The 18,273-nt window shown below is 37.6% G+C and carries 10 protein-coding genes; 5 read left to right on the top strand and 5 right to left on the bottom strand.

From position 1 onward, the window contains the following. Positions 1-20: 20 nt before the first annotated feature. The 3 genes from A8M50_RS08500 to glpT all read right to left on the bottom strand — a co-directional run bounded on the left by A8M50_RS08500 (position 21) and on the right by glpT (position 3,684). Positions 21-815: an MIP/aquaporin family protein gene (locus A8M50_RS08500; RefSeq protein WP_005644040.1), complete on the bottom strand. Its 795-nt coding sequence runs from the start codon at positions 813-815 to the stop codon at positions 21-23. Between the two features lie 228 nt (positions 816-1,043). Then, positions 1,044-2,138: a glycerophosphodiester phosphodiesterase gene (gene glpQ / locus A8M50_RS08505; protein WP_005626929.1), complete on the bottom strand. Its 1,095-nt coding sequence runs from the start codon at positions 2,136-2,138 to the stop codon at positions 1,044-1,046. Positions 2,139-2,241: 103 nt separating this feature from the next. Continuing rightward, positions 2,242-3,684 (bottom strand): glycerol-3-phosphate transporter, encoded by a 1,443-nt coding sequence (glpT, locus tag A8M50_RS08510; protein ID WP_005644150.1) that lies wholly within the window; start codon positions 3,682-3,684, stop codon positions 2,242-2,244. A gap of 293 nt (positions 3,685-3,977) precedes the next feature. Between glpT and glpA the strand changes: the two genes are divergently transcribed. From glpA to glpC, 3 genes are read left to right on the top strand one after another with little or no spacing between them, the layout of a single operon-like run. Continuing rightward, positions 3,978-5,669 carry an anaerobic glycerol-3-phosphate dehydrogenase subunit A gene (gene glpA, locus A8M50_RS08515; RefSeq protein ID WP_005629395.1) on the top strand — a complete coding sequence of 564 codons (1,692 nt, stop codon included), beginning with the start codon at positions 3,978-3,980 and terminating at the stop codon, positions 5,667-5,669. Continuing rightward, positions 5,659-6,957, top strand: a complete 1,299-nt coding sequence (gene glpB / locus A8M50_RS08520) for a glycerol-3-phosphate dehydrogenase subunit GlpB (protein ID WP_005644048.1) — start codon at positions 5,659-5,661, stop codon at positions 6,955-6,957. The genes glpA and glpB overlap by 11 nt, the downstream gene beginning before the upstream one ends. Positions 6,958-6,968: 11 nt before the next feature. Continuing rightward, positions 6,969-8,249, top strand: coding sequence for an anaerobic glycerol-3-phosphate dehydrogenase subunit GlpC (gene glpC, locus A8M50_RS08525; RefSeq protein WP_005644198.1), 1,281 nt, complete (start codon positions 6,969-6,971; stop codon positions 8,247-8,249). Between the two features lie 96 nt (positions 8,250-8,345). On the opposite strand, the gene A8M50_RS08530 is transcribed toward glpC, so the two are convergent. Beyond that, positions 8,346-11,432 (bottom strand): TonB-dependent hemoglobin/transferrin/lactoferrin family receptor, encoded by a 3,087-nt coding sequence (locus A8M50_RS08530; RefSeq protein ID WP_005644093.1) that lies wholly within the window; start codon positions 11,430-11,432, stop codon positions 8,346-8,348. A 103-nt stretch (positions 11,433-11,535) separates the two neighbouring features. Continuing rightward, positions 11,536-14,610 (bottom strand): TonB-dependent hemoglobin/transferrin/lactoferrin family receptor, encoded by a 3,075-nt coding sequence (locus tag A8M50_RS08535; protein ID WP_005644087.1) that lies wholly within the window; start codon positions 14,608-14,610, stop codon positions 11,536-11,538. A 264-nt stretch (positions 14,611-14,874) separates the two neighbouring features. Here A8M50_RS08535 and A8M50_RS08540 point away from each other — a divergent pair, with 264 nt between their 5' ends. Continuing rightward, positions 14,875-16,620, top strand: coding sequence for an ABC transporter ATP-binding protein/permease (locus A8M50_RS08540; protein ID WP_005644221.1), 1,746 nt, complete (start codon positions 14,875-14,877; stop codon positions 16,618-16,620). Beyond that, positions 16,613-18,271 carry an ABC transporter ATP-binding protein gene (locus A8M50_RS08545; RefSeq protein ID WP_005644177.1) on the top strand — a complete coding sequence of 553 codons (1,659 nt, stop codon included), beginning with the start codon at positions 16,613-16,615 and terminating at the stop codon, positions 18,269-18,271. Before A8M50_RS08540 ends, A8M50_RS08545 begins: the two co-directional genes overlap by 8 nt. The last annotated feature ends 2 nt before the right edge of the window (positions 18,272-18,273 follow it).

The following is an 18,273-nucleotide window of genomic DNA, read 5'->3' on the forward strand; positions in this document are numbered from 1 at the left end:
AGTATTACTCCTTCAAATAATTATTCGCAGCCGCAATTACAAGGTAAATTGCCGCCAATTGCTTTTTTGTATAACCATGCACCAGCTAATGCGCCTAAAACAGGTGCAACCATTGGAACGATAAAATAAGGAATTTCTCGTCCGCCAGTTAGAGCGAGTTCGCCCCAGCCAGCGAGATAAGCAAAGAATTTTGGTCCGAAGTCACGTGCTGGATTCATGGCAAAACCTGTTAAAGGGCCCATAGCACCACCAAGAACTGCGATTAATACACCAATTAATAATGGGGCAAGTGGACCACGAGGTACACCGTTTCCATCGTCAGTTAATGCCATAATTAATGCCATAAGAATTGCAGTAATCACAAATTCCACAGCAAAGGCTCCCCCAATGCTTAAACTTGGATGAGGATAAGTGGAGAATGTACCCGCAAGGCTTAAACTTTCTTGTGTACCACGAACAATGTTGTGGGCTGTTTCATAATCGATAAAAACATTGCGGTATAAGGCATAAACTAATGCTGCAGCAAAGAATGCGCCGAGCATTTGTGAAATGATGTAAGGAATTACTTTTTTGCCATCAAAGCAAGCAAATTTCCAAAGGGCAATGGTTACTGCTGGGTTTAAATGTGCACCAGATAAACCAGCTGTTGCATATACTGCAAGTGCAACGCCCATCCCCCACATAATGCTGATTTCCCACAAGCTAAAACTAGCGCCTGCTACTTTTAGTGCTGCAACGCAGCCCACACCAAAGAAAATCAATAAGGCTGTACCTAAAAACTCGCCAATACAGTTAGCTTTTAATGATTTATCCATAGATCACTCCTTAGAAGTGCGGTTGAAATGAAGAGTGTTCTCCCTAAATAAAGGGAAAGAATTTATTAAAAAAGAATACGGAGTGTTTTGAAATAGCCTCCTTATTTGAATTCTAGGTTAGAACACCTAGATTGATTATGATGTTACTCTGTTAGAGTAGATTTTTAGTTTCTACAATATAGAAACCTAGTTAACCGTGGGTATGTTTACCCACGGTTGTGAGGGATATTATTTTTTCCCTTTTAAGAATTCCACGCCAGTATCTGGGAAGTCAGTAAATACTCCTGTTGCACCTGATTTATTCAATAATGCATCGTACATTTGATTTACATCTGTGAAGAATTCTGGTAATGCGTCTTTACGCACTGTGTATGGATGAAGTTCAACTTTGTATTGAGCAAGCTCTTTTACTAATGGTGTGTATACAATGTTGCCTGGTTTAGATTGTTCTTTATCTACTAACATATACCAACCTGGACCAACACCATCAGCATATTTCACCACTTCTGCCATTGCACCTGGTTTAAACATCCAATCGTAATCGTAGTTTACCCATTTACCTTTCGCATCTTTTTCTTGCGTTTCTTTCCAATCCGTATAAGCCACTAATTGAACTAATTTCAAATCCATGCCCATTTTTGGAAGTAATTCTGTTTTGATACGTTTTAACTCATTAAAGTCGAAAGTTTGTAAGTAAACCATATCAGTTTTCTTATCATAGCCATATTTTTTCAACACTTTGAGCGTTTCAGCAGCAATATCTTTGCCATTTTGATGGTGGAACCAAGGTGCTTTGATTTCTGGATAAATCCCTACTTTTTTGCCAGTAGATTTTTCTAAGCCTTGGATAAATTCAATTTCATCTTCAAAGGTGTGAATTCTGAAGTGTGATTTCCAAAGTGGGAAACGACCAGGATAAACTTGTGCTTGTTTGCCATCTTTGGTTTCAAAGTTTTCTGTCATTTCTAAACTTTGAATTTCTTTTAAGGTAAAGTCGATGACATAGTAACGACCATCTTTACGGTGACGATGTGGGAATTTTTTCGCTACATCAGTCAAGCCATCTAAAAAGTGATCGTGAATAACCACTAAACGACCATCTTTAGTCATTGCTAAATCTTGCTCTAAATAATCTGCGTGTTGTGCAAACGCAAGAGCTTTAGATTCTAAAGTATGCTCTGGTAAATAACCGCTAGCACCACGGTGAGCAATAATAATTTTGTCTGATTTCATTTGGGTGTTTGCCATGCTTGATGAATGGCTGCTGCAACCTGCTAGTACGCCAGCTGCTAATAAAGAAAGCGCTAAAGTTTTAAGTTTCATAAGCATTTTCTCCTTAAGAGTGCGGTAAATTTTTATGGGTTTTTTAGATTTTAGTTACAAAAAAGGCGACTAAGCAATTTGCCCGCCGCCTTTTTTAAGCTAATTATTTAGTACCGTAAGTATCGCCTAATTTCGCTTTGTGTTTTCCTTCTTCAACCATTACGATTAAGAGTAATAACACCGCTAATACGCCACCGCCGATCATTACGTAGAAACCACCGTCCCATCCGTAATGTTGAGCTGCCCAACCGATAACTGCAGATGCAGAAACTGTACCACCTAAGTAACCGAATAAACCGGTGAAACCTGCTGCAGTACCTGCTGCTTTTTTCGGTGCTAACTCAAGAGCATGTAAACCGATTAACATTACAGGACCATAGATTAAGAAACCGATTAAAGTCATTAAAATGAAGTCAGTTAATTGGTATGGGTTTTGATACCATGCGCTGTAGTTTGCTAATTCAGCTTCTGGTGTAGCTGGGTTCATCCAGTACGCAACAACCGCTGCAGTGGTTAAGATCATGAAGATGAAACCAGTTAAACCACGTTTACCTTTGAATACTTTATCTGATACCCAACCACATAATAATGTACCTGGAACCGCTGCTAATTCATAGATTGTATACGCCCATGCGGTACCTTTGATGTTGAAGTGTTTTACTTCACTTAAGTAAACCGGAGACCATTTTAATACGCCGTAGCGGATTAAATATACGAACACGTTAGCAAGTGCAATGTACCATAACAATTTGTTTTTCAATACATAAGTAACGAAGATTTCTTTTGTGCTTAAATCGTTTTCGTAAGTTTTTTCGTTATAGTCATCAGGGTAGTCATTACGCCATTTTTCGATAGATGGTAAACCACAAGATTGTGGGGTATCACGCATCACGAAGTAAACTGGAATTGCACAGATCATTGCTGCAATACCCGGATAGTAGAGGGATTGTTGCCAAATGTCTTTTGCTTGTGCTTCAATGCCGTGAGTGCTGAAGAATACGGCACTTGCTAATAACACCATTGCACCAGGCATCATACCACCAATATTGTGCGCAGTATTCCAAATTGACACGATTGTACCGCGTTCAGATTTAGACCACCAGTGCACCATAGTACGACCACATGGAGGCCATCCCATACCTTGGAACCAACCATTTAAGAAGATCATCGCCCACATGATAGCGATGCCAGAGGTTGCCCATGGGAATAGACCCATTAAGGTCATACATAAACCAGATAGTAATAAACCAAATGGTAGGAACACACGAGGGTTAGAACGGTCAGACATACCAGCCATTACGAATTTTGATAAACCGTAAGCAAGACCAGCTGCAGAACCGATTACACCAAGCTCAGCTTTTGTATAAAGACCTGCTTGAATTAAACCTGGTTGTGCTAAGTCAAAGTTTGCACGCACAAAATAGTATGCGGCATAACCAAAGAAGATCCCTGCGAATACTTGCCAACGTAAGCGTCTATACGTGGAATCAATTTTTTCCGCCGGAAGTTCCGCAATATGCGGAGCGGGTTTGAATGGTCCAAACATAATTTTTTTCTCCAACTTTTAATTATGTGTAAGTTTTATTCACCCTTTATTAGACAGTAAGGGATGGGCGCATGATAAAAGAAAATAAAAAATAAGGAAGTAAAAAAAGTAAAAAATGTGAAGTGTTTCACAAAATTTTTACACCATTTGAGCGAATGCGAAAATTATTGTGATCGGTATCACAAAATTGTTTTCTTTTGCGCTCAAAATGTTGTTAATTTGGCCGCACTTCTCTACAATGCCTGTGATTTTTATATTACTTTTTTGTTAAATTTTGGGAATTGGGGGTAAACATGGGATTATCGCCTAGCATGTACAAAGATGTTGGAGATTTTTCGCCACTCAGTACTGATGTTATTATTATCGGTGGTGGTGCAACGGGTGCTGGTATTGCGCGTGACTGTGCACTTCGTGGCATTGATTGTATTTTATTGGAACGTAGAGACATCGCAACGGGGGCGACTGGACGTAACCACGGATTATTACACAGTGGCGCACGTTATGCCGTGAACGACCAAGAATCTGCTGAAGAATGTATTAAAGAAAACCGTATTTTGCGCAAAATTGCGCGTCATTGCGTAGATGAAACGGAAGGCTTATTTATCACTTTGCCTGAAGATTCTCTCGACTATCAAAAAACCTTCCTTGAGAGTTGTGCAAAATCTGGAATTGATGCGCAAGCCATTGATCCTGACTTAGCTAAAATTATGGAGCCTTCTGTAAATCCAGATTTAGTGGGCGCTGTTGTTGTGCCAGATGGTTCTATTGACCCATTCCGTTTAACTGCCTCTAATATGATGGATGCGACAGAAAACGGCGCAAAAATGTTCACTTATTGCGAAGTAAAAAATTTGATTCGTGAAGGTGGAAAAGTGATTGGTGTGAATGTGTACGATCATAAAAATCGTAGAGAACGCCAATTTTTTGCACCGTTGGTTGTGAATGCTGGTGGTATTTGGGGACAAGGGATTGCGGAATATGCCGATCTCAAAATCAAAATGTTCCCTGCGAAAGGTGCATTGCTCGTAATGGGCCATCGTATTAATAAACTTGTCATTAACCGCTGCCGTAAACCAGCTGATGCGGATATTCTTGTTCCAGGCGACACAATTTGTGTTATTGGTACAACGTCAAGTCGTGTGCCTTATGATCAAATCGATAACATGCAAGTGACGCCAGAGGAAGTGGATATTCTTTTCCGTGAAGGTGAAAAACTTGCACCGAGCTTGCGTCATACTCGCGTATTACGTGCTTATGCTGGGGTGCGTCCATTAGTTGCGAGTGATGATGATCCATCAGGTCGTAATGTGAGCCGTGGTATTGTGCTACTTGACCACGCAGAACGTGATGGCTTAGATGGCTTTATTACTATCACTGGCGGTAAGTTAATGACTTATCGTTTAATGGCTGAATGGGCGACCGACCTTGTTTGTAAAAAACTCAATAAAACGGCTCGTTGTGTCACTGCGGAGCAACCGTTGCCGGGCTCTACTGAAAGCCGTCAAGAAACCAATCAAAAAGTTATTTCATTACCAAGTACCATTCGTTATTCTGCTGTGTATCGTCACGGTTCACGCGCGACTCGTTTGCTTGAAAAAGAACGTTTAGATCGTTCAATGGTTTGTGAATGTGAAGCTGTGACTGCAGGCGAAGTTCGCTACGCGATTGATGAACTCGGTGTAAATAACATTGTAGATTTACGTCGCCGTACACGTGTTGGTATGGGGACTTGCCAAGCTGAACTGTGTGCATGTCGTGCTGCAGGCTTAATGAACCGTTTTGAAGTGGCAACACCAACTCAATCAACCACTCAACTTTCTGCCTTTATGGAAGAACGCTGGCGCGGTATTGAGCCGATTGCTTGGGGTGAAGCTATTCGCGAAGCTGAATTTACATCTTGGATGTATGGCAGCGTATTAGGTTTGAATGATGTGAAACCGCTTGATGAACAAGCACAACAAGGGACGGATAGCAATGAATTTTGATGTAGCCATTATTGGCGGTGGTTTGGCGGGTTTAACCTGTGGCATCGCCCTTCAACAACGCGGCAAACGTTGCGTGATTATCAACAACGGTCAAGCAGCCATTGATTTTGCATCCGGCTCTTTAGATTTATTAAGCCGTATGCCATCGACTCAAAATGGAGAAGGTCGCGCGGTAGAAAATTTAAAAGAAAATATCACCGCACTTCGTAATGAATTACCAGCCCATCCTTATAGTTTATTGGGCGTAGAGAAAGTGCTTGCTAAAGCACAAGATTTTGAACGTTTAGCCAATGAATTAAATCTTGATTTAATTGGTTCTACGGAAAAAAATCACTGGCGTGTAACAGGTTTAGGCAGTTTGCGTGGTGCATGGCTTTCTCCAAATAGCGTGCCAACTGTACAAGGCAATGAATGTTTTCCGCATAAACGTATTGCGGTGCTTGGTATCGAAGGTTATCACGATTTTCAACCGCAACTTTTAGCTGCTAACTTGGTGTTAAACCCACAATTTGAACATTGTGAGGTCACCAGTGGTTTCTTAAATATTCCACAATTAGACGAACTTCGCAAAAATGCTCGTGAGTTCCGTAGTGTAAATATCTCTCAACTTCTAGAGCACAAACTTTCGTTCAATGATCTTGTTAAAGAAATTATTGAATCAGCGCAAGGTGCAGAAGCAGTATTTTTACCGGCTTGTTTTGGTTTAGAAAACCAAGAATTTATGACCGCACTTCGTGATGCAACTAAGCTCGCATTATTTGAATTGCCAACGTTGCCACCATCATTACTCGGTATGCGCCAGCGTATTCAATTACGCCGTAAATTTGAATCCATTGGTGGTTTAATGATTAACGGTGATAGTGCATTGAGTGCAACATTTGAAGGAAATCAAGTACGTTGTATCAACACTCGCTTGCTCGAAGATGAAGAAATTACCGCAGATAATTTCGTACTGGCTTCAGGAAGCTTCTTCAGTAAAGGACTCATTTCTGAATTCGATAAAATTTATGAGCCAGTTTTTGAATCCGATATTATCGGTGTTGAAGGGTTTAACGATAAAGATCGTTTCACTTGGACTGCTCATCGTTTTGCTCATCCACAACCTTATCAATCTGCTGGTGTGGCAATTAATGCTCAATGCCAAGTGCAAAAGGGCGGTCAATATTTAACGAATTTATATGCCGTCGGTAATGTAATTGGTGGGTTTAATGCGCTTGAGCTTGGTTGTGGTTCGGGTGTCGCAGTTGTAACTGCCTTGGCGGTTGCTGATGAAATCTTGGCGAAATAAGGGGGAATAAGATGGATAATAATATTCAACGACTCATTGATAGTGCAAAACAATCCCTTAATTCACCTGAAAGCCATAAATATATCGACGAAAGTTTTGAAAGCTGTATTAAATGTACGGCTTGTACCGCTGTTTGTCCAGTTTCACGCAATAATCCGCTTTATCCTGGCCCAAAACAATCTGGTCCAGATGGTGAGCGTTTACGCTTGAAATCGGCAGAACTTTACGATGAAGCACTTAAATATTGTACCAACTGTAAACGTTGTGAAGTAGCTTGTCCGTCAGATGTGAAAATCGGTGATTTAATTGTGCGTGCGCGTAATAACCACTTAGCGCAGTCTAAAAAACCGTTAATGAATAAATTGCGTGATGCGATTTTAAGTAACACCGATGTAATGGGGAAAATCAATACGCCATTAGCGCCGATTGTAAACACCATCACAAGCCTAAAAGCGACCAAATTTATGTTGGAAAAAACGCTTAAAATTAGTAAAGAACGTACTTTACCTAAATATGCGTTTGGTACGTTCCGTAGCTGGTATATGAAAAATGCGTTACAAGACCAACAAAAATTTGAGCGTAAAGTCGCGTATTATCATGGGTGTTATGTGAACTATAATAATCCGCAGCTTGGTAAAGAATTCCTTAAAGTGTTCAATGCGATGAACATTGGGGTGATGTTACTAGAAAAAGAAAAATGCTGTGGTTTACCATTAATGGTGAACGGTTTCCCAGAACGTGCACGTAATATCGCACAGTTCAATACCGATTACATTGGAAAAATGGTAGATGAAAATGGACTAGACGTGATCAGTGAAGCATCAAGCTGTTCACTTAATCTGCGTGATGAATACCATCATATTTTAGGTATCGACAATGCTAAAGTCCGTCCGCATATTCATATGGTGACGCCATTCTTATACCAGCTTTTTAAAGAAGGTAAAACATTACCGTTGAAACCACTTAAACTTCGAGTGGCTTATCACACCGCTTGTCACGTAGATAAAGCAGGTTGGGCACCTTATACTTTGGAAGTGTTGAAAAAAATTCCTGGTTTAGAAATCATCATGTTACCTAGCCAATGCTGTGGTATTGCAGGGACTTACGGTTTTAAATCAGAAAACTATGAGGTTTCACAATCTATTGGTAAAAACCTATTCGATAATATTAACAAAGGTGGGTTTGATTACGTCATATCGGAATGTCAAACCTGTAAATGGCAAATTGATATGTCATCCAATGTGACCTGTATTCATCCATTAACCTTACTCTGTATGTCGATGGATGCTTAATAATAAGAAAAATGCACTTTGTAATTAAAGTGCATTTTTTATAAATAGAAAAAAGTGCGGTAAATTTTTTTACCGCACTTTTGGTTTTAGATATGATTAGAATTCAAACTGAACTGACATTCTATAGTTTCGTCCAGGTGCATAGAAGCGGTTGATACCTAAGCCAGTATCTTGATTAATCATATTACTTGTACCAAATGGTCTAATTGATCTGGCTGAATCCCAAGTAATGTATTTTCTATTAGTTAAGTTATACACACCAGCTCTTAAAGTAAGATTTTTAATTGGTTTGATATATCCTAACAAATCAATGGTTGTATAAGATTCACTTCTCCATTTGATTGTAGTTTCTTTTTTACCTTCTTCTTTATAGAACATATTATAAGTATCTTCTGCATTTTTAGCTGATGCATGAGAGATATAAAGATCTAGACCATATTTATCATCAGGATGAACATAACTTACTCCATAAACAGCTGTTCTAGGCTGAATTGCATTCATTGGTATATTGCCATTTATTCTGCCTTTTTGATAGGTGTATTTATAGCTTAAACTGAAACCATTGAATAATTTACTAATATTACCTAAGGATATTTGTGAAGCAATTTCAAAACCAGTTACTTTAGCATTTGGTCTATTTACATTTTGATAAAAATAAAATGGTATTAGTTTTGAGTGTCCATGAACATCATGACGCCCTTGATAGGATAAATCGATAAAGTTTTGATATCGAGTATCAAAAACAGAAGTCGTAATATATCCCATATCATTATGCATAGTTAAAGATAGTTCTTTGGTTTTAGCTGTTTCCGGTTGAAGATCTCTATTTGGTCGAATAGAAAAATCAGGATGTTTAAATGTAAAGTAGATTTCATCACTTGTTGGTGCTCTGAATCCCTTACTATATTTTGCCTGTAAACGTAACCAATTTAACGGATCAAGCGTTGTACCAAAAGAGTAGGAACTTGCAGAAAATTTTTTCGGTTGTGCAATTTCTTTAATATTTGCTGCTGCATTGGCTTCTTTTTTTAATAATTCATCAGGATCTGAATCTGCTTGACTTGCATTAAATTCTGGTGTGGTGATATAAAGATTTGTCACCATATCATCAGGGATTTTTGGTGTTTTTCCAGGAATATATTCTGGTTCATATTTCACTCGATCATAACGATAACCTAAATTAAAAGCTACATAGTTATTCACACGGAAATCATTAATAAAATATAACGCGCCTGTTTTCGTTTTCACTGGAATTAGGAAAGAGAACACATTGACATTATTACATAATGTACTCGTCCGTTCTTGATTTAACGTTGGTTTAGCACCTGTTGTAGAAGGAGCTAAAAAGATATCACAATTATGTGGATATTGAGCCCACCATTTTACATTTAGAGGAGCATCTCCAGCTAGATTGGTCATTGATTTTTTCATTTCAGACCACAGACCACCATAAGACAAATCGTGCTGTGTTTTACCTAATTCTAGATGTTTTGTTAAGTCAAGGTTAATTTGTTTGGTTTCACTTGTTAAGTCACGTTGCGACCAAAGATTCGCCTGATAACCCTTTCGATTTGGCATAAATAGGTATGGACCAGATAGCTGATTATTAGCTGTAACTTCTGTTTTGGCATATTTTTTGCCATTTTTTTCAATCACCTCAAAAGGAATATCTACAGTAGTTCCATTTTTGTTAAATCCTTGAATTGTTTTTTTATCGCAATTTAATCCATCACAGCTAAAAAGATAGCTGATGTTAGTCGGCAATCTTTGTTCATCAGAGATAACGTTTTTATCTGCTTCAGATAAAAGATCGTATTTTTTACCATTGATTTCAAAAGTATTTTCTTTTTGAAGAGTTTTTACCTCGTAAGTACACTTATCCATTTCATCATCAATACAATATCCATAGACTGTCTTACCTGGATGTTTTGCTCGAACAGCATCCCAATCTACTTTTTGCCATGCCCATTTTCCTGGTTTAGTTAGTTCTGCTGATCCTGCCACTCCTGTCTCTTTTATCTCTTTATCAATATCTTTATATTTTACAGAATTACCATCCTTCCCAACAAGTTGATTATCCTGATTGTATTTCATTCCAAGCAAATTACTCGATAATGCACATTTATCATTCCCATCGCAATAATCGTCTGTTCTTGCGCTTGTAGTAATTTTTTGGTGGGAATAGGTGATTTTTAACGTATCCCAAAATGGTGTTTCAGTAAAATTCTCATAAACAAAAGCGATATTTTTACGTTCTACTTTATCGTTAGTATGACGTAATTCTTCTTCATCATATGTCATGTACTGTGTATTTGGTTTTAGAGTATAAGAAAAATCATGACCTTTAGAAGTTTGTTTATATAAATCTGCAACAACTGAGAAACGGTGATTTTCTGTTGGTTGGAAACCAATTTTTAAAAGTGCACTATCTTGGGTTCTTCTATAAGGATCTGCTTTTTCTCTAGTTTTTCCTTGAATTTTATCGTTATAATTTTTATAACCATAGTTTTCTAATTCATGGCCTTTACGTGATGTAATTACAGCAATTGCATCAAAATACTTATAACGCCCAGCAAGAGTGAGCGTTTGAAGATTTTGGTTATCTGCTGTGTTATAGCCTCTTTTATAGGAAGCGTAGTAATTTTTGTTAAGTAAATAATCTCTTGCATCTTTTGTATCAAAACTAACAGAACCACCTAATGCGCCACTACCTGATTTTAAAGAATCAGCTCCTTTTCGAACTGTAACTTGTTTTAGTGTTTCTATTTCTGCGCTATTACGCGTATTATTAAAATTTCCATATCCTTCAAATAATTCTTTAAACCCTTGTGAAGAGATGGTTTCTGCTTGATGCAGTCCATCTATTTGAACTGCTACACGGTTTTCTTCCACTCCTCGAACTGCAAAGCCACTATTTCCAAAGCGTCCTGCTTCTACGACAGTAATTCCTGTTTCATAACGCACGAGATCTTTAACATCTTGCGCTTGTTCTTTTTCTAATTTTTTTGATGTTTTTACAGTTTCGGCAATTTTTGGAGGTGTCTTTGGATCGTTATGTTCGGTAGAACCAGATACATTAATTTCTTCAAGTTGCTGTTGAGTTGGTTCATCAGCATAAGCAACACTTGCCGTTAGCCCAAACATAACGGAATACGCAAGCAGATTTAATCTAAAATTGGTCATTTTTTCCTCGTTAAAGATAATATGTAAATTAAATTATGTATTTAAATTAACCGCACATTTACTATCACTACTATTATTATGTGCGGTTTAGATAAGAGTACATCTAAAATTCTAATTGAATAGATGCTCTATAATTTCTACCTGGTGCGTAAAAACGATTTAAGCCTATACCTGTTTCAGTATCTATTCGGTTGATTGTACCGATAGTTCTAATGGATCGGGCAGATTCCCAAGTAAGATATTTTTGATTTGTTAAATTATAAACACCAGCTGTAAATGTAAGGTTTTTAATTGGTTTCCAGTAAGCAATGGCATCTATCACAGTGTAATGCTTATTGCGCCATAATGCTCTTCTATCAATAACTTTTTCGTTACCATTTACTGTTTTTGCTGGCACTGTTTCAATTGCACCAGTATTAATATTTTCTGCTTGACGTTCAATCATGCTATGCCATTGAGGGTTAAAGCTGTCTTTTGCCTTTTTGGCTGAGACGTCGGTAATATAAAAATCTAATCCCCATATTTTATTAGGTGAATCATAACCTAAATTATATACAGATGTGGTTGGTTGCAAAGCGTTCATTGGCTGGTCTTGCAAGGCCATATTCATATATTTAGGGTTATGTTCTAATAAATTTTTATATCCCTCTAATGGTTTACCATCTTTTATTCGACCTTTTTGATAAGTCAATTTATAACCCAAATGGAATCCTTCTAATTTTTCAATAAGGTCTCCTATTTCTAGGTGAGTAGAAATTTCGATTCCGTTTACTTTTGCCTTATCACGATTCAAACTTTGATAGAATGGATAATAAGACGATTTACTTTGATCAATTGGACGTTCACCTAAATATGCCAAATCAATAAAATTCTTATAATTGGTTTGGAATAAATTAGTAGTGAAATAACTACGTTCTCTATAAAAAGTAAAGGCGATTTCTTTTGTTTTAGCTTTTTCTTCTTTTAAATTAGTATTTGGTAAAAGTGAAAATTGAGGATGTTTAAATGTTATATACATTTCATCAGGCGTTGGCGCTCTAAAACCATTAGAATATTTAAACTGTATTCTTAACCAATCTGTTGGATCCAAGTTTAATCCTAAATTATAGGAATGGTGCTTAAATGCTGTTGATTTTTGAATTGCATTTAAATTGTCTTCTACATTTTTTATATAATCGGCATGATTATAATTATACCAGCCATTGCCTCCAGTTAATGCACTATCTGGAATAGGGATCATTGTACCAGCTAATAATCCACGTGGGATTTCAGGATCTTGTCCTAAGCGATAATGCGGTAAATGTCTGACATTGTCATATCTATAATTTAAATCAAAACCAAGCCAATTTGTTACTGTAAAATTATCACCTAAATAAAATGCATGGTTTTTAGTTTTAACAGGGATTAGGTAACTCGTTTTACCTAAATTACTTTCCTTTAATTTTCCCGTACAATCACTGGTAGGATAATATTGAGGAGAGGGTGTTCTTATTCCATTCTCTAATTTATTACAAATAAAGTCATCAGCCCACCATTGAACATTCCCACCTTTATAGCCCTGAGCATTAACCATGCTTTTTTCTGTTTCTGAGTATAATCCACCATATCGTAAAGCATGATCCGTTTTTATTACAGAAAAAGATTTATCAAAATCAAAGTTAAATTGTTTTGTATTTGTATTTAAATCACGATCATTGTAGTCATTTCTACTATATCCTTCAGATTTAGGAAGCAAATAAAAGGCTTCTTCATTTTCTGTCATGCCTGAGATAAAAGGGTGAGGTCTTGAAGCTAATTCAATTTGACCATATTTTTTACCGTTAGGTAGAGTTTTAATATTAATTTTTCTATCTTCAAATGTATAATTATCGGTATAGCCATATGGACCATCTAATTTAGTTGCAGAGAACACTCTAAATTTCTTATTACAATCTAACTTATCACAATCTATTGATAAAGAGTCTAAAGAGCGGTCACTAATACTGACATTTTCACCTTGAGAATTTTTATATGTTCTATACCCCCGATCGGATTCACCAGTGAGTTCTTTGTTATCTTTATCTAAAATCTTATATACACCATTTGAATCATCTAAATGTAATCCTTGCGGATTTAGCACTCCAGTACAATTAGCTGATGCGCAATATTCATCACTACGAGCTTTATTTTTAATTTTTTGAGAGGAATAAGTTAGTTTAAAGTGATCCCAAAATGGAGTTTGTGTGAAGTTTTCATAAGAAAATTGGATATTTTCCCGTTTAGATTTATCGTGAATAAAACGTTCTCCTTGACTGGTTTCAGTATTGACATAAGAACTAGGACGTAATGAATAAGATAAATCTTGTCCATCAGTTTTTAATGTTGATTTATCAACAGCTACACTAAATCGATGGTTTTCTGTTGGTTCAAACCCTAATTTCACCAACGTACTATTACGGGAAATGGAATAAGGATCTGTTTTTTCTCTTTTAATTCCGACAACCTTATCGTCATAACTTTCATAACCATAATTCTTCATTTCATTGCTATTACGCTCAGTATGAACAATTAACGCATCAAACCCTTTATATCGGCCAGCAGCAGTAAGAGACACCGTATCTTGACTATTCATACTTTGAGTAGCACGTTTAATACTAAAGTAATGATCTTTTCCTATTAGATAATCTCTAGCATCTTTTGTATCAAAGATAACCGAACCACCCAATGCCCCACTACCTGATTTTAAAGAGTCAGCACCTTTGGTAATGGTCGCTGTTTTAACATTCTCTATTTCTACATCATTACGAGTATTATTAAAATTTCCATAGCCTTCAAATAGCTCTTTAAATGCTTGTGAACTTAAAGTTTCAGCTTGACGAAGTCCATCAACCATAATACCTACACGGTTTTCATCAACTCCTCGAACAGCATAACCGCTTGATCCTGTTCTTCCTGTTTCAACAACGGTAATACCAGTTTCATAACGTACCAAATCTCGAGAATCTGAAGCCTGTTGTTTAGATAATTTTTTAGCCGTGATTTGGGTTTCACCAACTTTTTTTTCTTTCACATTTACTGTTTCTGTATTACCTGAAACATTAATTTCCTGCAGTTGTTCAAGTTCGTTGGCGTAAACTGCTCCTGTTGTCAGCCCAAGCATAACGGAATACGCAAGCAGATTTAATCTAAAATTGGTCATATTTAACTCCATGGGAAAATAAATAATAATAATTCTCAAACATGTTACAAGGAAAAGTATTCTCTCACAATCAGAAAATCTTGTTTTTGATTAAAATCAAACAATAAAAATTATTCTCATTATGCCCTATATTTAAATGCGCTTGTTCTCTATAATACAAGCCATCGATTGTTCATGTTAGAAAGTATGCGCAATCGTTTTAATTTACACCATTAAATGAAACGTGCGCATTGATTGCGTACTTCTTTTTTAGGAGCAATCATTATGATGATAGATAAACGCCTAATTAACACGGTGGCCGATAGTAAAAAATGGATTGGCGTCACGGTGTTGTGGAATTGGGTGGCGTTAGTTGGCGGGATTATTAGTGCCGTCGTGTTTTCTTATATTTTACAGGCCGCTTATTTTAAAGAGTTGACGATGTCAAGTGCGGTGGGGTTAGGTGTGATTTTAATTGCGGCATTGGCACTGCGTGCTTTTGCGGGTAAAAAATCAGTGCAGGCGTCTTATTTTGCCAGCACAAAAGTGAAGCATGAATTGCGTAGCCTTATCTATCGTAAATTGGCTTCTATGCCGCTTAACCAAGTGAACCAACAATCCACTTCAAGCATTATCCAAGTGGCATCAGAAGGTGTGGAACAGCTTGAAATCTACTTTGGGCGTTATTTGCCTCAGCTTTTTTATAGCTTGCTTGCACCGCTTACCCTCTTTGTTTTCCTGATCTTTTTCAGCTTTAAAACAGCCATTATTTTATTAATTTGCGTGCCACTTATCCCTATGTCGATCATTGCGGTGAATAAAATTGCGAAAAAACTTTTGGCAAAATATTGGTCGATTTATGTGGGATTAGGTAGTAGCTTTTTAGATAATCTACAGGGTTTAATTACGTTAAAAATCTATCAAGATGATGCTTATAAAGCGAAAGAGATGGATAAAGAGGCTGAGCATTTCCGCAAAATTACCATGAAAGTGCTTACCATGCAGCTTAACTCTGTTTCTCTTATGGATTTACTCGCTTATGGTGGCGCGGCAATCGGGATTTTAACCGCACTATTGCAATTCCAAGATGCGCAACTCAGCGTCTTAGGCGTGATTTTATTTATTCTACTTTCCTCCGAGTTCTTTATTCCGCTTCGTTTGCTTGGTTCATTCTTCCATGTGGCGATGAATGGTAAAGCGGCTTCAGATAAGATCTTCACATTACTTGATACACTAGTGGAAACCCAACAAAGTGCGGTGGATTTTGAAGCCAAAAATAACGTTCAAGTGGAAATTAAAGATTTACATTTTGCGTATTCTGCAGAAAAACCGGCAATTCAGGGTTTAACTTTAACGATTCAACCAAATCAACTTTCAGTGTTTGTGGGTAAAAGTGGTTGCGGTAAATCAACCTTGGTTTCGTTGTTGATGGGTTTTAATAAAGCGCAACAAGGTGAGATTTTGTTTAATGGACAAAACGCCTCAGAAATAGACCGCACTTCTTTCTATCAAAAAGTATCGTTGGTGAGCCATAGTAGCTACGTGTTTAAAGGCTCGCTGCGTGAAAATATGACGATGGCGAAAATTGATGCCACAGACGAGCAAATTTATGCGTGTTTAGAACAAGTGAATCTTGCCCACTTTGTACGTGAAAATGGCGGATTAGATATGCAGCTATTAAGCCGTGGCGCAAATTTATCAGGTGGTCAGATTCAACGTTTAGCTTTAGCGCGTGCTTTATTACACAATGCCGAGCTTTATATTTTTGATGAAGCGACCAGTAACATTGATGTGGAAAGCGAAGAAATTATTTTGCAGTTCATTCAACAATTTAAACAACAAAAAACCATTGTGATGATTTCTCACCGCTTAGCAAATGCGGTAAATGCGGACTGTATTAACGTACTTGACCAAGGCAAATTAATTGAGCAAGGCACACATAAAGAGCTAATGGAAAAACAAGGTGCGTATGCTGAAATGTTCCAACAACAAAAAGATTTAGAACAAATTAGAGAGGTGGCAAATGCGTAAAAATGGTTTTGTTGTAATGGGGCATTTGTTGAAATTAGTGACTCCACTCGCACATATTATGGCGTTTACCATTACTATGGGAACGCTCGGTTTCCTTGTTGCCATCTTTATTATGGTGCTGGGGGCGATGGGGTTAGTGAATCTTTTAAACTTTGATACCCATTTAAGTTTCTCCGGAATTTTGACCGCACTTATCGTATTGGCGGTGGCTCGTGGCGCATTGCGTTATTTAGAGCAAATGTCCGGGCACTATATTGCTTTTAAATTATTGGCATTATTGCGTGATAAAGTGTTTTCTTCTTTACGTCGCTTGGCTTTTGTGAAGTTGCAAGATAAACAAGCAGGGCAATTAGTGTCTTTGGTGACTAACGATATCGAATTGCTCGAGGTGTTTTATGCGCACACCATTGCACCAATTATGATCGCTTTCTTTACCTCTGCGATTTTATTGTTGGTCTTTGCGCATCTTTCAGGTTGGTTTGTAGTTGTTGCATTAGCCGCTTATTTAACAGTGGGCGTGATTCTACCAATTATCACCACAAAATTGGCGCGTGAAGATGGCAGACGCTATCGTGAATTAGTGGGCGAAATGAACGACTTCTTCCTCGACAGTGTGCGTGGTATGAAAGAAATTCAGCTTTTTGGCTATGCACAACAACGTTTAGAAGAAATCCAACAACGCAGCCAAAAAATCGATACGGCTTTTGAGCGCATTAAAGACCAAGAAGCAAAAGTCCGTGTTTATACTGAAGTGGCAGTATCCGTTTTCAACATCATTATGCTGTTTACTGGCTTAATTTTATTTAGCTTAGATAAAATTGATTTCTCAGCCTTTTTAGTTGGTGTGATTTTATTGATGTCGAGCTACGGTCCAGTTATTGCGTTAAGTAACCTTTCAAGCAACTTATTACAAACTTTGGCTTCAGGTGAGCGAGTATTGAGCTTGTTAGCGGAAGAGCCCGAGTTAAAAGACGTAGAAAGTGCGGTCGATTTAAAAGATGTTTCTCGCATTGATGTTGAGAATGTAAACTTCGCTTACGGCGAAGAACAGATTTTATCGGATGTCAGCTTATCTGTGAAAAAAGGTGAAATCTTAGGGATTCACGGCAGAAGCGGAAGCGGTAAAAGTACCTTGTTAAAACTGCTTATGCGTTTTTACGATCCAAAATCAGGTAGCATTAAAATTAACGGCGAAACCTTACCGAACATCAACACCCGTAGTTTGCGTGACAATATGGCGTACATTACCCAGCAAACCTATATTTTCAACGAAACCATTGAGGAAAATATTCGCCTTGCTCGCCGTGATGCAACGTTAGAAGAAATTATGGAAGCGGCGAAGAAAGCCTCAATTCATGATTTCATTTTAAGCTTGCCACAAGGTTATCAAACAAAAATGACCGAATTGGGTGGCAATCTCTCTGACGGTGAAAAACAACGTATCGGTATTGCACGAGCATTCTTGCATAATGCACCGATTATCTTGCTTGATGAGCCAACCAGTAATTTGGATAGCTTAAACGAAGCAATGATTTTGAAATCATTACTCGATGTGAAAGCTGAAAAATTGATTATTCTCGTCAGCCACCGCCAATCCACGATGGCAATTTGTGATCAGGTGATTGGCATAGAAAACGGCAGAATGTCCTAAAC

It is taken from the genome of Haemophilus haemolyticus (genome assembly GCF_001679045.1).
Classification (GTDB): Bacteria; Pseudomonadota; Gammaproteobacteria; order Enterobacterales; family Pasteurellaceae; genus Haemophilus; species Haemophilus haemolyticus.

Bases quoted from the DNA above. Each gene is read 5' to 3' on its own strand.
- A8M50_RS08530 (WP_005644093.1), bottom strand. From the start codon at position 11,432: ATGACCAATTTTAGATTAAATCTGCTTGCGTATTCCGTTATGTTTGGG.
- A8M50_RS08545 (WP_005644177.1), top strand. From the start codon at position 16,613: ATGCGTAAAAATGGTTTTGTTGTAATGGGGCATTTGTTGAAATTAGTG.
- glpQ (WP_005626929.1), bottom strand. From the start codon at position 2,138: ATGAAACTTAAAACTTTAGCGCTTTCTTTATTAGCAGCTGGCGTACTA.
- A8M50_RS08500 (WP_005644040.1), bottom strand. From the start codon at position 815: ATGGATAAATCATTAAAAGCTAACTGTATTGGCGAGTTTTTAGGTACA.
- A8M50_RS08540 (WP_005644221.1), top strand. From the start codon at position 14,875: ATGATGATAGATAAACGCCTAATTAACACGGTGGCCGATAGTAAAAAA.
- glpT (WP_005644150.1), bottom strand. From the start codon at position 3,684: ATGTTTGGACCATTCAAACCCGCTCCGCATATTGCGGAACTTCCGGCG.
- glpA (WP_005629395.1), top strand. From the start codon at position 3,978: ATGGGATTATCGCCTAGCATGTACAAAGATGTTGGAGATTTTTCGCCA.
- glpB (WP_005644048.1), top strand. From the start codon at position 5,659: ATGAATTTTGATGTAGCCATTATTGGCGGTGGTTTGGCGGGTTTAACC.
- glpC (WP_005644198.1), top strand. From the start codon at position 6,969: ATGGATAATAATATTCAACGACTCATTGATAGTGCAAAACAATCCCTT.
- A8M50_RS08535 (WP_005644087.1), bottom strand. From the start codon at position 14,610: ATGACCAATTTTAGATTAAATCTGCTTGCGTATTCCGTTATGCTTGGG.